16 protein-coding genes are annotated in these 11,823 nt (G+C 58.1%); 9 read left to right on the top strand and 7 right to left on the bottom strand.

All coding sequences use genetic code 11. The annotated features are described in order from the left end of the window. Nucleotides 1–21: 21 nt before the first annotated feature. Nucleotides 22–1,239: an MFS transporter gene (locus UM93_RS14755; RefSeq protein ID WP_045077540.1), complete on the top strand. Its 1,218-nt coding sequence runs from the start codon at nucleotides 22–24 to the stop codon at nucleotides 1,237–1,239. A gap of 10 nt (nucleotides 1,240–1,249) precedes the next feature. Here the strand turns inward: UM93_RS14755 and UM93_RS14750 are convergent, their stop codons facing one another. Then, nucleotides 1,250–1,753 (bottom strand): hypothetical protein, encoded by a 504-nt coding sequence (locus UM93_RS14750; RefSeq protein WP_045076294.1) that lies wholly within the window; start codon nucleotides 1,751–1,753, stop codon nucleotides 1,250–1,252. 90 nt (nucleotides 1,754–1,843) lie between these two features. Further along, on the bottom strand, nucleotides 1,844–2,776 hold the full coding sequence (locus tag UM93_RS14745; protein ID WP_045076292.1) for an NADP-dependent oxidoreductase: 933 nt from the start codon (nucleotides 2,774–2,776) through the stop codon (nucleotides 1,844–1,846). A gap of 129 nt (nucleotides 2,777–2,905) precedes the next feature. Here UM93_RS14745 and UM93_RS14740 point away from each other — a divergent pair, with 129 nt between their 5' ends. Continuing rightward, nucleotides 2,906–3,424, top strand: a complete 519-nt coding sequence (locus UM93_RS14740; RefSeq protein WP_045076291.1) for a PadR family transcriptional regulator — start codon at nucleotides 2,906–2,908, stop codon at nucleotides 3,422–3,424. Next, nucleotides 3,424–4,446: a BtrH N-terminal domain-containing protein gene (locus UM93_RS14735; RefSeq protein ID WP_045076290.1), complete on the top strand. Its 1,023-nt coding sequence runs from the start codon at nucleotides 3,424–3,426 to the stop codon at nucleotides 4,444–4,446. Before UM93_RS14740 ends, UM93_RS14735 begins: the two co-directional genes overlap by 1 nt. A gap of 22 nt (nucleotides 4,447–4,468) precedes the next feature. Here UM93_RS14735 and UM93_RS14730 read toward each other — a convergent pair whose 3' ends face one another. Continuing rightward, entirely contained in the window at nucleotides 4,469–5,092 is a 624-nt protein-coding gene (locus UM93_RS14730; protein ID WP_234399326.1) for a TetR/AcrR family transcriptional regulator, read from the bottom strand. A 184-nt stretch (nucleotides 5,093–5,276) separates the two neighbouring features. Here UM93_RS14730 and UM93_RS14725 point away from each other — a divergent pair, with 184 nt between their 5' ends. Continuing rightward, complete coding sequence (locus UM93_RS14725) at nucleotides 5,277–5,978, top strand: SGNH/GDSL hydrolase family protein (RefSeq protein WP_045076289.1); 702 nt, start codon at nucleotides 5,277–5,279, stop codon at nucleotides 5,976–5,978. Here the strand turns inward: UM93_RS14725 and UM93_RS14720 are convergent. Then, nucleotides 5,942–6,352, bottom strand: a complete 411-nt coding sequence (locus UM93_RS14720; protein WP_082057176.1) for a YybH family protein — start codon at nucleotides 6,350–6,352, stop codon at nucleotides 5,942–5,944. The genes UM93_RS14725 and UM93_RS14720 overlap by 37 nt on opposite strands. A 24-nt stretch (nucleotides 6,353–6,376) precedes the next feature. On the opposite strand from UM93_RS14720, the gene UM93_RS14715 reads away from it, so the two are divergent. Continuing rightward, nucleotides 6,377–6,757, top strand: a complete 381-nt coding sequence (locus tag UM93_RS14715; RefSeq protein WP_052663826.1) for a winged helix-turn-helix transcriptional regulator — start codon at nucleotides 6,377–6,379, stop codon at nucleotides 6,755–6,757. A gap of 76 nt (nucleotides 6,758–6,833) precedes the next feature. Here UM93_RS14715 and UM93_RS14710 read toward each other — a convergent pair whose 3' ends face one another. Then, nucleotides 6,834–7,226: a hypothetical protein gene (locus UM93_RS14710; RefSeq protein ID WP_157874170.1), complete on the bottom strand. Its 393-nt coding sequence runs from the start codon at nucleotides 7,224–7,226 to the stop codon at nucleotides 6,834–6,836. 480 nt (nucleotides 7,227–7,706) lie between these two features. On the opposite strand from UM93_RS14710, the gene UM93_RS14700 reads away from it, so the two are divergent. After that, nucleotides 7,707–8,453, top strand: coding sequence for an SOS response-associated peptidase (locus UM93_RS14700; RefSeq protein WP_045076286.1), 747 nt, complete (start codon nucleotides 7,707–7,709; stop codon nucleotides 8,451–8,453). Between the two features lie 366 nt (nucleotides 8,454–8,819). Here the strand turns inward: UM93_RS14700 and UM93_RS14690 are convergent, their stop codons facing one another. Together UM93_RS14690 and UM93_RS14685 are read right to left on the bottom strand one after the other, a co-directional pair. Continuing rightward, nucleotides 8,820–9,086 (bottom strand): hypothetical protein, encoded by a 267-nt coding sequence (locus tag UM93_RS14690; RefSeq protein WP_045076284.1) that lies wholly within the window; start codon nucleotides 9,084–9,086, stop codon nucleotides 8,820–8,822. A 149-nt stretch (nucleotides 9,087–9,235) separates the two neighbouring features. Beyond that, nucleotides 9,236–9,592 carry a hypothetical protein gene (locus tag UM93_RS14685; RefSeq protein ID WP_045076283.1) on the bottom strand — a complete coding sequence of 119 codons (357 nt, stop codon included), beginning with the start codon at nucleotides 9,590–9,592 and terminating at the stop codon, nucleotides 9,236–9,238. 168 nt (nucleotides 9,593–9,760) lie between these two features. Here UM93_RS14685 and UM93_RS17760 point away from each other — a divergent pair, with 168 nt between their 5' ends. From UM93_RS17760 to UM93_RS14675, 3 genes are all read left to right on the top strand, one after another. Then, entirely contained in the window at nucleotides 9,761–9,928 is a 168-nt protein-coding gene (locus UM93_RS17760; RefSeq protein WP_157874169.1) for a hypothetical protein, read from the top strand. 174 nt (nucleotides 9,929–10,102) lie between these two features. Beyond that, nucleotides 10,103–10,657 (top strand): Aca2/YdiL-like domain-containing protein, encoded by a 555-nt coding sequence (locus tag UM93_RS14680; RefSeq protein WP_052663825.1) that lies wholly within the window; start codon nucleotides 10,103–10,105, stop codon nucleotides 10,655–10,657. After that, the gene (locus UM93_RS14675) at nucleotides 10,657–11,811 is read left to right on the top strand and encodes a hypothetical protein (RefSeq protein WP_045076281.1); all 1,155 of its coding nucleotides are present in this window, start codon (nucleotides 10,657–10,659) and stop codon (nucleotides 11,809–11,811) included. The genes UM93_RS14680 and UM93_RS14675 overlap by 1 nt, the downstream gene beginning before the upstream one ends. Nucleotides 11,812–11,823: the final 12 nt, after the last annotated feature.

The raw sequence follows: 11,823 nt of genomic DNA, 5'->3' as shown, positions 1-11,823 counted from the left end.
ATCGACGGTGAACTGAGAGATATGAGTTCACCGTCACGCATAGCTGTCGCAGTTCGCCAAGATCGAACTTCGGCTAGTCAATGGGCCGCCGTCGGCCTGCTCACCCTAGCCACCTTCCTCGCGGTGACCTCCGAGATGCTTCCGGTCGGCGTGCTCACCCCGATGGCGACGGGCCTTGGCATCCCGGCGGGTAACGCGGGAGCCAGCCTGACCATCACCGGACTGGTTTCCGCGGTGGCCGCACCGCTGGTACCGCGGTTATTGGGCGACCTTGATCGCCGAAAGGTCCTAGCCCTAGCAATGCTCGTCCTGGTGCTGGGCAACGCTCTCAGCTGCATCGCCAATGGTTTCGCACTATTGGCGATGTCACGCGTTGTGCTGGGCATCGGCATGGGCACGGTCTGGGGATTAGCGGCGGCCATCGCCGGCCGATTGGTGGCACCTCGTCATGCTGCCCTCGCGGTGTCCTTCACGGTCAGCGGCGTGGCTTCCGCTTCAGTTCTCGGAGTACCGCTAGGCACCTTAATCGGCAATTCCTTTGGCTCGCGTGCAGCCTTCGGTTCGCTCAGCGCCTTTGGCGTGCTCATTGCTGCTGCCCTGCTATTTTTCCTGCCGCCGCTGCACCGCCCCCAGCCGATCAAAATCGCTGGTTCGGCTGCCCCTTCCCTACCGTTGCTCCGTCCCGCTGTGATCGGCGGCCTTATCTTGGTGGTGCTACTAGTGGTTGCGCACTTTGCCAGCTACACCTATGTGCGTCCCATGCTCGAGCAACGCGCCGGCCTGGCCGCCGATCAGATCGCACTGCTGCTCTTGATCTATGGCGCCTTCGGGCTGCTCGGTAATTTCGCTGCCGGGGCGGCAGCAGCCCGACGGCCTCGGCTCACGGTCTTGCTCTTAGCGGTCGGGATCACGGCTTCGCTGGTCTTGCTAGCGCTCTTTGGCGGCAGCGCCCTTGCCGCCAGTCTGACTATTGGACTCTGGGGAGTTGCTTACGGCGGACTTTCGGTAGCTGCTCAGCTCTGGATGACGGCGGCAGCTCCGGATCGGGTGGAGCACATCACCGGGCTCTATGCCGGGGCCTTTAATGCCTCCATTGCAATAGGCGCCTTTGTTGGTGGCCTGCTGGTAGAAAACAGCGGGCTCTCCGCGCTGCTCTGGACCACCACGGCGCTGGCTCTGGCCGCCTTGCTCAGCGGGCTAGTCGGCCCCGGACCGAAAAGTGGAAATGCGCCAGACTAAACCCTGCGGTTCAGCCGATTCCGAGGATGCGTCGAACGTCCCAGAGATGATGATAAGCATCATGCGCATTGTTCCGGGCAATATCACTCGCCCGTTGAAGGCCACGAGCAGCATGTCTGAGCTCGATACCCTCCTGATGAGCTGCACCAAGCACAGCAACCCAGGCCTGGGCGCTAAGCTCCAACGACCAGAGCGCGGCGGCAAGCGGAATTGTAGGATAGCCGCGCGCAACAGCCAGCTCGTCTGGGTCGTAACCTGCAACCTCAAGCTGTCCGTCCAGCCTGGCTGCCTGCACTCGTTCAGACCATTGCCGCAGATTATCAGCCACATGACTGATGTATTCGGCGACCGACCAGCCAGAACCTGCCTCACGGCCCGAACTACCTGCACCGACCGCAGCGAATTCTGCTGGCATCTTGCTGACCCAGCCAATCGCCTGCTCAGAAGCCACCGACCAGTCAAAGCCACATTCCCGGCATGGATCTCCGAACAACGCAGCACCCCAAGTCTCCATACTGGAATCTTCTCACGGAGGCTAACTTGGCAGATAGCCGTCGGACGGCAACCAGTCCTTACTCAGAGATCCGGCAGCTTTCTTGTCGGCTCAGAGCTGTTTCATCTCAATCGCGACCTTGCCGTGGGCATGACGAGAGCGCTGGAATGCCACAGCTTCGGCGAACTGCTCGAGCGAATACACAGCTGCGATCGGCACCCCTAGTTCACCGCTGGCTATCAGATCGGTGAGTTCCTCAATGGCGCCCGGCCGGGCATCGGCACCGCCAATTGCTTGCACACCCGTCGGCGGGTTTTCGGATTCAATTGTGACAATGCGCCCAGCTGGGGCGCCTAGTTCCAATGCGACCAGCGCTACTTGGGTGCCGTAGAGGTCCGCAGCGGCATCGATCGAGCCGTTCGTCAACTCAATCAACTGCCTCTTCAAGTCGGTTGAGTAATCGACGGGTTCGGCTCCTAGCGATCGAAGATAGTCGAAAGAAGATGCCGACCCGGTGCCGATCACCCTGACCCCAGCCCGGACCAGGAGTTGGGTCAGAATCGATCCGACACCACCCGCCGCAGCGCCGACCAGTACGGTTTCGCCTGGCTGCACAGCGAGTGCATCCGCGACCGCAGAGGCGGTACGACCGGCAATATCGAGAACTGCCGCACTGAGATCGCTGATTGAATCCGGGGTACGACGCAGGCTTCGGTGATTTTCTTCCAGCACGATTGAGCTGGCCACGGCGGCACCACGGGCGCCGCCGAACACCCGATCGCCAACCCGCCAGCGCGTCACCTGCGGACCAATCTCGGTCACCACTCCGGAAAAGTCATTGCCGAAGCCAGCGGGTGTGCTGATACCGAACATCTCGGCAAGTTCCGCCGACTCAACAATCTGCCAGTCAACGGGGTTGAGGCCCGCGACCGAGACAGTAATGCGTAACTGGCTGTCCGCGAGCGGTTTTTCCGGCAGTTCACGAAGCTCCAGAGCCCCGACATCACCGAACCGATCATGCATCACTGCCTTGTTCGAAGTCATGCAGTTCACAGCAGCGAACCCATAGCAGTTATTCCTTTCGCTCACTCAGCGAACACCCAAATCAGGACAATTGCGGAGGTCTAGTCATCTTCGAGATCCATTTGGTTATTCTAGTGCTAGAATAACCAAATGGATCTCACCCCGGCAGAGCTCACGATTCTGGGCCTGGTAGTGGAACAAGCCCGGCACGGCTATGAGCTGGAGCAGCTAATCGAGCAGCGCGGCATTAGGCAATGGACCGATATTGGTTTCTCCTCGATTTACTATCTGCTCGGCAAACTGCAGACCAGTGATCTCGTGCAGACCGCCGAAGGTTCGACTGGCGCCAAGTCCCGCAGAGTCTTTCAAGCCACCGAGAAGGGCAAAAATGCCGCCGCCAGCGCCGCATTAGCGTTTATTGCCGAGGCTCAGCCGATTCCGCATCCGCTACTCGTCGGGCTTTCCAATATGTCGCTGCTCAGCGCCGACAATCTCCGGCTCGCGCTGGTTCAGCGCCTTGGCCAGATCGAAGTCCGAATCGCCACTGTCAAGGCTGCCGAAGAGCTGCAAGCACCGCTGCCGATGCCGGCCCGCGAAGTTTTCTCCTACTCCCTCAGTCTCTTAGAGGCGGAAAGGTCGTGGCTCGTGTCACGAGTACAGGTGTCATGATGAGCAAGCTCAACCATTCACTTCAGAGCCTGGCCGGTCAGCACTGTGAGACCACTGCCCTCGGCGTGCTGCTCTCCCATTCCGGAATCGACCTCTCAGAGCCGATGCTCTTCGGCTTGGGCAGCGGCCTGTCTTTCATCTACTGGGACTCGAAAAAACAAGACTTCCCGTTCCTTGGCGGCAGGGTGAAACCCTTCCAGCTGACACAGAGCCTGGCTGCCAGGCTTGGCCTGACTTTGCACAGCCAAGAGACAAGTTCCGCTCAGAAAGCCTGGGAGCAAGTGCGAAGTTCAGTCGATCAGGGCATTCCGGTTGGTCTGCAACTCGACAGCTATTACCTTGACTACTTCACCTCTCGGGTGCATTTCGCCGGCCATATGGTCGCGCTCTACGACTATGACGAGGAAACTGCTTTTATCGTCGACACTGAGCAGCAGGGTGGTTGCGTCTCAACAAGTCTGTCCAGCTTGCGGCTGGCACGAGCCGCAGGCGGAGCGATGTCGGCCCGGCATCGCTCGTTCACGCTCACGCTTCCAGACTCAGGGTCAATCAATCTGGCTTCCGCCATTATTCCGGCGATCACGGAATGCGCGCAAAGCTTCCTGGCACCGCCCATCGCCAATCTGGGTCATCGCGGCATTCGGACTACAGCGAGCCGGATCACCGGCTGGTTTGACCGAGTCGAAAATCCACACCGCGATCTGCCCATTATCGCCACCCTGATGGAGCGAGCTGGCACCGGCGGCGCACTATTTCGCAGGATCTACCGAGATTTCCTGACCGAATGCCTTCCGCTAGTAAGCGAAACTGGGTCCAGCGCGGCAAGCACATCGCTTGAGCGCGGTCGGGATCTCTTCGCCGAATCCGCTCAATTGTGGACCCAGGTCGCCGGGCTCATTGAGCGAGCCGGATTGGACGGTGACCCCGCCACCTTGCAGCAGGCGAGTGGCTTGCTGAACAGCATCGCAGAACTTGAGACCGCTGCGATGACACTACTCGCCTCACTCGACAGCTCAGCTTAGTTGTCCGCCTTGCTGGCGTTGCTTAGGGTCGCAGCAGAAACGCCTCAATCACTCGATGCACCTTATCGATAATTGAATGATCACCGAGGCGGAGCGAGGTGTTGGCCGAGCGAAGCAGCGCATCGATTTGGAAAGCCGTGAGTTCCGGGTCGATTGCGGCGATCTGCTCTTGACGGACCGCTTCAGCTAGCTCTGCGGCGAGCAGGTCAATCCAGTCCTGCTGGGCACGAACCAGAGCATCCCGTAGCGGCCCTGGTCGACTGTCGTACTCGGCCAGATTGGCCACTTGAAAGCAGCCACCGGCGAAAAGCGGGCGCTCGGCGTAGTCGATCCAACGCTCGATCAGGGCACGCAGCCTGGCGACACCCCGTGGCTTCGTCAGGGCGGGCCGAACGACGAAGTCGATGATCTGTTGATGGGCATGGTCAATGGCGGCCAGCTGTAGGGATTCTTTGCTGACAAAAAGACCTTGTACACCCGCTTTACTCAAGCCGGTGGCGGTAGCCAATCGGCCAAAGCTGAGTTGCTCTAGACTCTCCAGGGAAGCGATGTCGACAGCAGCGCTCAGGACTAGCTGACGCGAACGAGAGCCTCGAAGCATCCGCCGATCAGTCACGTCAGCCACTCGGGATGGCTCACCCTCCACGGAAGGTTCCTTCGATTGTTTGAGACCATCAACCATACGGTCGATTGTACGCTTCGTCGCCAGCACCGCCCACGGTTTTTAGCAGCTGGACAGCATTTCCTCAGATGCTGCAAGCGGTCAATACTTCGGCAATTTTCCTTCTAATATCTTGATTTAACAATCCGTCCGACCGTATTGTTAAGTCATGAATCCTGCAGATGATTTCTTTGCGGAATCAAGCGATTCCGAGGTGCTACCGCTGAGCACGGCCGTTGAGTTACTTCGCGGATCTGATTGGCGGCGGTTTGCGGTATTCGGCGACAGCCTCTCGCTGGGTGTCGGCGATGCGACCCCTGGCTATCGAGAGCTCGGCTGGCCGGACCGGCTCGCCCGAGTGCTTTGGGAGCTCGATCCGGAAATGCGGTACCTGAACACCGCACAAATCGGCGCCACCACGACGCAGGCACTCCAGACTCAGCGGCAGCAGATCGACTCGTTCCGGCCCGATCTGCTGCATCTGAACAGCGGAGCGAACGACATTATGCGGCGCCAACTCGACTGGGATGATATCGAGAGTAAGCTGCGCGCCATGTGGCAGTGGGCGGCCAGAACCGGCGCCCAGTTATCGGTTTTCACGCTAGGACGCGCCTTTGTCATACCGAAGATCGAGGATTGGACCAGTCGGATCACCAGGCTCAATGAGCTGACCAGGAACCTGGCCACTGAATTCAACGCAGCGCTCGGCGAGGCCTGGGACCACCCGCTTAACAATCGAGCTGAGTTGCTGAGCCAGGACCGTATTCACTTCTCCACCAGTGGCCAAGCCGTGCTCGCGAGCCTCATCGTTCAAGCTCTTGCCGATCGACTCAATCAGCCCTCAGTGCCAAAAGGATTGTCGATCAGATAACGCCAGAAGCCGTCCTCCCCGCGACTAGCCACATCTGTTGCGGTACCTCGCACATCGACAGAGTCCCCGGAGGCGTTGAGTCCGGAGATCTGCCAGTCCACAATGAGCAGAGCAATGTCATCCACCGAGTAAACCTGGCGAAGCTTGACGTCGATCGGCACACCCAGCGCCACCATCTCGGCATTTGCCGCGCTCCGGCTGGCCCCGACGGTCAAGTGCCCAGGGGCACTGATGAAGAGGCCTTGCGGGTGATAAAGCCGTTCGATCAGTTCCGGATCGCCGGTGTTGAAAGCCGCCGCAAAGGCGAGCGGCAAGGCTTCGGGACTGCTTGCTGAGAATGGATCGTGCTCGGCTGCGAGAATGTGCTTAGTCATATCTTCAGCGAAGCAGGAGGCGAAATGACTCACCAAACGGTAAGTCCCCGATGGGATCAGGAGCTTGTGCCAAGCGAGGCCGGGCAGAGCCAAGCACCGACACCGGATTGTCCGGTTGAGGTTGCGTTGGCCGCGGTTTCCGGCCGATGGACCACACTGCTGTTGCGCAATCTAATCTCCGGAGGCCCCCAGTCGTACTCCGAACTGGCGGCCTCACTACCAGAGCTCAGCGATAAGGTGCTCACCGAGCGACTGGATGAACTCCGAGCCGCCAGGTTCGTAGAAAAGACGCTGATCAGCGGCTTCCCGGCGCGGAGCAGCTATCGCATCACCGAGCACGGCCTCCGGCTGCGCCCGCTGTTGATTGAGTTATACCGCACCGGGACCGCGCTACAGGCAAGCTGAGCGCCGGCCGGTAAAGTTATTACTGGCTTACTTCACCTGACTGGTTACCGAGCTGACTGGTGACCGACTGTCGGGATTACCGGGTTACCGGGCCGAAGGTATAAGTAGCGCAGTAGCCGGTCGAGATCGGCCCGCGCTTGACCACAACCCGCCAGCTCGTACCCTTCGCCGCATTTGCGGTAAGTACCACCCCGGGCCGAGGCATGGTGTTTCTGACCTGCGTCACCCAACCGCTACTCGTTTTCTTTTGTAGCAACGCGAGGTCGCTAGTGCGCAAATTCGTCAAAACCGCCTGAATGCTTCCAGCGGGCCTGACCCACTGGAAGAGCGAAGGTTTGCTAAGACCATAAAGCGAAGCGGCGCAACCTGCGGTTGAGGCTTCAGCGGCAGGAGCGGCGCTCACCGCTGTCCCGAGGCTGCTAGCAACTAACGCCAAAACAGTCACACCGCGGACAAGATTTTTCTTCACGATTTCCCCTCAATAGATCTGGTACAAGAACCATAGGGGGTGCGCACAGGCGGAGCAATGGGCAGCAGTACCCATCAAAATAGGTAAATAACCTGGGTGTTCAAATCGGTTGAAGGACCGGGTTTGAACACCCGTGCGTTGGTGGGCCCTGAGGGGCTCGAACCCTCGACCCACGGATTAAAAGTCCGATGCTACTGAGTGGCTGGGGGTCTGCTGAGGTCACTGTTCGTTGAATTTAAGGCGATTTCTTTAATTTTGTGTGGCTGGGGGTCTGCCTGAATCCGATTCATAGGCCACCAAATAGGCCACCAAAATAAACAAAAAAGTAGCCCTCCACCGTCGCATGAGTGGAGGGCTACGTAGCTTCACGCCCTGGGGCGGTTGGCTCATGCCCACGCTCAGAGGCGGGCATGGTCGGGGAAGACGAGATCTAGTTTAAACCGGTGCAGGCCAAATTAATAGTGGGCGTAGAATTTTGGCATGTGCGGGCGACTGGTAGGCGTGAAAACTAAGCAGGGTATGGAGTATCGGCTGCAGATGTTGGCTGATCCGGCGTATTGGGCGTGGGTGAATAGGTTTTGGGCTGAGTTTGATCAGCGTATCCGGGTCGGGAATTACAATGCTGGCCCGATGCAGGAGCTCCCGATCATCCGCGAGCAACTGATTGAGGGTGAACCGCAGGGCAGTGTGGATATGGCTTTGTGGGGTTTGCTGCCGGTTTGGGCGAAAGAGAAGAAGCAGGCCGTCCGCGCATTCAACGCCCGCTCGGAGACTGCTGCGGAGAAGCCGACGTTCCGGAGCGCGTATAAGAAGCAGCGCGCCCTAATCCCGGCCAGTGGATACTACGAATGGCAGAAGCTCGACGCCAAGAACAAACAGCCGTTCTACATCTACCCCGAGGCCGGGGAAGTACTGTTCTTCGCTGGGCTGTATGAGTGGTGGCAAGAAGACAAGGACAACCCTGATTCGTGGATTCTTTCGACTACGATTCTGACCGCCGCTGCTTCGGATGATATGGCAGTGATTCATGACCGCATGCCTATTGTGATGCCGCCAGAGATGGGTAGGGATTGGATCGACTCGACACAGACGGACCCAATAGCCGTGACCGCAATGCTGGACGAAGCTGTGGCGCGCATGCCGGGCACGCTCACAACCCGCCCAGTCGGCCCCGAGGTCGGCAATATCCGCAATAACGGGCCGGAGCTGATCGAGTCAAGAGTCTAAGCTTGGCGACCGAGTGACTTGGGCGTTGGGCCGCTGGTCAAGCAGTCTAGCTGTCAGGGCGACGTACCAGCCTAGCGGCCTTGGTCCGGTCGGAATTTTTACGAATCCTTCCGATGCTTCTTTGTCCAGTAGCTCTTGAAGCTCAGCATCATGCTCGCCGCGAAGTTTTCGGATTGCGCTGACTTTAGCGGGCGATGGGGCATACATTCCAGATTCCCAGCCGCGAATCGTGCGTGGGTTAATGCCCAGATCTATTCCGAGTTCTTTGAAGGTCAAACCTACCAGGTGTCGTATCGCTGCAACTTGTGCGGGAGTCATAGTTTCTCCTGATCTGGGCGGGGAGGGCTAACCCTCCCCGCCTTGGCGTCAAAGGTTGAAGGTGACGATTCCCTCAATAGCATTTGTGTGAGGGTTGACGACGTTGAGGTCCACTGATCGATCAACTCCCAAGGATTCCTTCCAATTGGCGTGAGCTAGGACGGCTGCGCGAGCTTCATTATCTAAAACCACTCGAGCAGTCTGCGCGTTGTAGTCAACGGCCCAAATGGTAGGGAGTGAGGGAAGTGCCTGGTGGGAGGCAACGAACTTGGCGATTTGCTCCGGATTTGCGGTTTTGAGTTCATTCAACAACATTTTGGTTTCTACTCCTACCCTGCCTGGGACTTCCCCATTGGCTATACTTGAATCATAACACCCTAAAATAGGGTGCTGTCAAGTCGAGTGTAGAAATTTTTTCGTCACTTTTGCACCTTTGCGCCGCGACATCACGGCATGCAGCTCGCTTACCGTCGAGGGTTCCTGGCGGGTTGCCACTTGCCGCCGCGCCCGAACTCTGGCTGCTCAGCCTCGTGCCTGCGTCGCACGTTGAAAGCCGGGTACCAGCGAGTCACCCAGCCCGAGTAGTACTCCACGTGCTCCGAGTGCCCCACTTTGACAAACATTTTCGTCCACGCCCCGGCGATACCTTCTATCTCCATGGGCTTTTGATCAGGGTAGGTCAGCGTCACCCACACATAGACCCCTTTTGGTGGGCGGTGAATCTCTGACTCGTCAATCAGCTCTTCTGGTATGTGGCGCGGCACAGGAGCATCAAACTTCGGTGGGGTTCGGTCACCCGCCCACTGCTCCTGCTTTCCCATGCGGTTAAAGTTAGAACAAGTGTTCGAACGTTGCAAGGTGGTGGTCGGGGTGGGAAAGCTTTTGAGATTTCCTTGATAAGGGCTTGCAATGTCCTCTTTAGTGACATAGACTATTTTTATCAGGTTAGGGAAAAGCCCAAGACCAGAACCCTAAAAGGGGAGAACACCATGAACATCTTCGAAGCCGCAGTTTATTTGAACACCAGCGCTGATCAGGTCAAGTCCAAACTGGAGGAAATCGCTCAGGAATGGCTGGCCCTGGGCATTGAGACCCCCGTCATTGACAATGACGCTATCGACCCGGACGCATACCGCGAGCTACAAGAGCAGCTTTAGGACTGAGGGTGGCGAGCCCCCGAAGCTGGGGGTCGCCACCCTAATTTTTGGATGGAGTGAATAATCTTGAGTTCAACAAGAATCTCTGCGAATCTTTCGATTGCTGGTCAGTCAGCTGATAGTAGGAAGGCTAGCCGACTATCGACACAGCGTATAGAGCAGCTACCCCGTGAGGTGCGCCAAGCCGCGATCAGTGCCTTGGCAGATGACACCGCAGATGATGATGCTCTGGAGCCGTTGCTGGAAGCTTCTCAAGCTGCCCTAGAGGAAGTCGGCGCGACCTGGCCCGAGGGTACGAGCATTTTTGACGCCGAAATCCTTTACGACTTCAATGTCGAGGAAGCGATGACGGCTGCTGAGCTAAAAGTCGTGCGCGAATACCTCGGCCTGACCCGTGAGTGGTGTGCCGAATATTTCGACGTGGCCCTGCGCCAATGGAACCGGTACGAGTCAAGTGAGACACCCATCCCGGCGCGCATCCGGGAGGGTATGGAACACATCGAAGCGGAAACAGCAGAAAACGTTGGCCGGTATGTGGAAGCGTTAGAGGATGCCACGGACGTGGTAGTGCAAACCTACCGAGTCAACGCGGACTTCTGGGCTAAGCACCCAGAAACAACCTATTCAGCCCAATGGCATCGCGCCGTGATCGCCAGGGTCGCCCAAGAAGTGCCAGGCCTCACCATCGAGTTCTACACGCCCGTGATCGCAGCCGGAAATGACTCGTAATGGCTCGTCACTGGAGTGAGGAGGATGACCGTCGCCTGCTGGAGCTTTGGGGGCGCTGGGAAGAGGCATCGGAGGTGCTGGGAAGGAGCGTCAATGCAGTCCTCGCCCGCACCCGTGCGCTTAAGAATTATCGAGTCACCGAGAAATATGGTGTGGAGCCGAATGTTGGTCCTATCTGGACGAAGGAAGACGACGAAGCTCTTTCAGATCTTTGGTGGACCATCCAAAGAGATCCAAATAGTCGGGCCATGGTCGCTGGCACTCTGGGACGGACGGTGGGGGCCATTGAGGCGAGAGCAATGCGTATTGGTCTCAATGATGAAATTTCGAGGCCGTTTTCTTATGCCAGGTATTGGCAGCACAAGTACCTTGCTGATCGCGGATACTCAGCCCAGCAGATTGTGGAAATTTTAGGTGGCAATCAGTGGGTTGTCTATGATCTCTTAAACCGCCTCGGTTCCACGATGAAGCACCCAACCCGCGAAATGCGCTTCCCCAGGCTGTCCCGGTGCACCGTGTGCGATACGCCACCTCACCGGCTTGGACTGTGCCGGTTGCACTATCGACGGCTTTTGGGCGGTCAGCCATTGCACGAGCCGAAAGGCACCCGCCGTATGCGGGAGAGCACAGCCGAGCTAACTTCCCGCGTGGCGAATCTTCGGGAAACTGGCCTGACATGGAGAGAGATTGGTGAAATCCTTGGCAAGTCAGAGAGCCGTGTCCAAGAGATCGGCAAAAATGCTGGGTTCACTGGTGCTGTGGAAAAGCCAAAAAAGCATGGAATACCTGCCCGGTGGCAGGAAGGGTGCCGCTGCGACGAATGCATGACGGCGATGAACGAATACAAACGCTTGGAGCACGCCAAGGCTGCACAAAAAGCTGCCAATGCGCTCGAAGCAGGCGGACACCTACCAGGACAAGCCTGCCCCTGCGACCAGTGCCAGGCCGTCAAAGCCAAGCAACTCCGAGAACGCAACGGCCGCACACAGTTATCAGCAACCAACAACGGCAAGCCCTGGAGCGGCGACGAGGACGAATATATCCTGACCTCCACCGAACGTATCGAGGACAAAGCCGCAACCCTCGGACGCACTTACGCCGCAGTGGACAACCGCCTCCGCGCCCTACACAAAATGGGTCAGCAAATAGACTAATAGACTGACACC

It is taken from the genome of Psychromicrobium lacuslunae (assembly GCF_000950575.1).
GTDB lineage: Bacteria > Actinomycetota > Actinomycetes > Actinomycetales > Micrococcaceae > Renibacterium > Renibacterium lacuslunae.
Note: the sequence above shows the minus strand (reverse complement) of the source record. Positions and strands in the feature narration are given on the sequence as shown.

Bases quoted from the DNA above. Each gene is read 5' to 3' on its own strand.
- UM93_RS14735 (WP_045076290.1), top strand. From the start codon at position 3,424: ATGAGCAAGCTCAACCATTCACTTCAGAGCCTGGCCGGTCAGCACTGT.
- UM93_RS14725 (WP_045076289.1), top strand. From the start codon at position 5,277: ATGAATCCTGCAGATGATTTCTTTGCGGAATCAAGCGATTCCGAGGTG.
- UM93_RS17760 (WP_157874169.1), top strand. From the start codon at position 9,761: ATGAACATCTTCGAAGCCGCAGTTTATTTGAACACCAGCGCTGATCAG.
- UM93_RS14755 (WP_045077540.1), top strand. From the start codon at position 22: ATGAGTTCACCGTCACGCATAGCTGTCGCAGTTCGCCAAGATCGAACT.
- UM93_RS14715 (WP_052663826.1), top strand. From the start codon at position 6,377: ATGACTCACCAAACGGTAAGTCCCCGATGGGATCAGGAGCTTGTGCCA.
- UM93_RS14740 (WP_045076291.1), top strand. From the start codon at position 2,906: ATGGATCTCACCCCGGCAGAGCTCACGATTCTGGGCCTGGTAGTGGAA.
- UM93_RS14690 (WP_045076284.1), bottom strand. From the start codon at position 9,086: ATGTTGTTGAATGAACTCAAAACCGCAAATCCGGAGCAAATCGCCAAG.
- UM93_RS14720 (WP_082057176.1), bottom strand. From the start codon at position 6,352: ATGACTAAGCACATTCTCGCAGCCGAGCACGATCCATTCTCAGCAAGC.
- UM93_RS14700 (WP_045076286.1), top strand. From the start codon at position 7,707: ATGTGCGGGCGACTGGTAGGCGTGAAAACTAAGCAGGGTATGGAGTAT.
- UM93_RS14745 (WP_045076292.1), bottom strand. From the start codon at position 2,776: ATGACTTCGAACAAGGCAGTGATGCATGATCGGTTCGGTGATGTCGGG.
- UM93_RS14685 (WP_045076283.1), bottom strand. From the start codon at position 9,592: ATGGGAAAGCAGGAGCAGTGGGCGGGTGACCGAACCCCACCGAAGTTT.
- UM93_RS14675 (WP_045076281.1), top strand. From the start codon at position 10,657: ATGGCTCGTCACTGGAGTGAGGAGGATGACCGTCGCCTGCTGGAGCTT.
- UM93_RS14750 (WP_045076294.1), bottom strand. From the start codon at position 1,753: ATGGAGACTTGGGGTGCTGCGTTGTTCGGAGATCCATGCCGGGAATGT.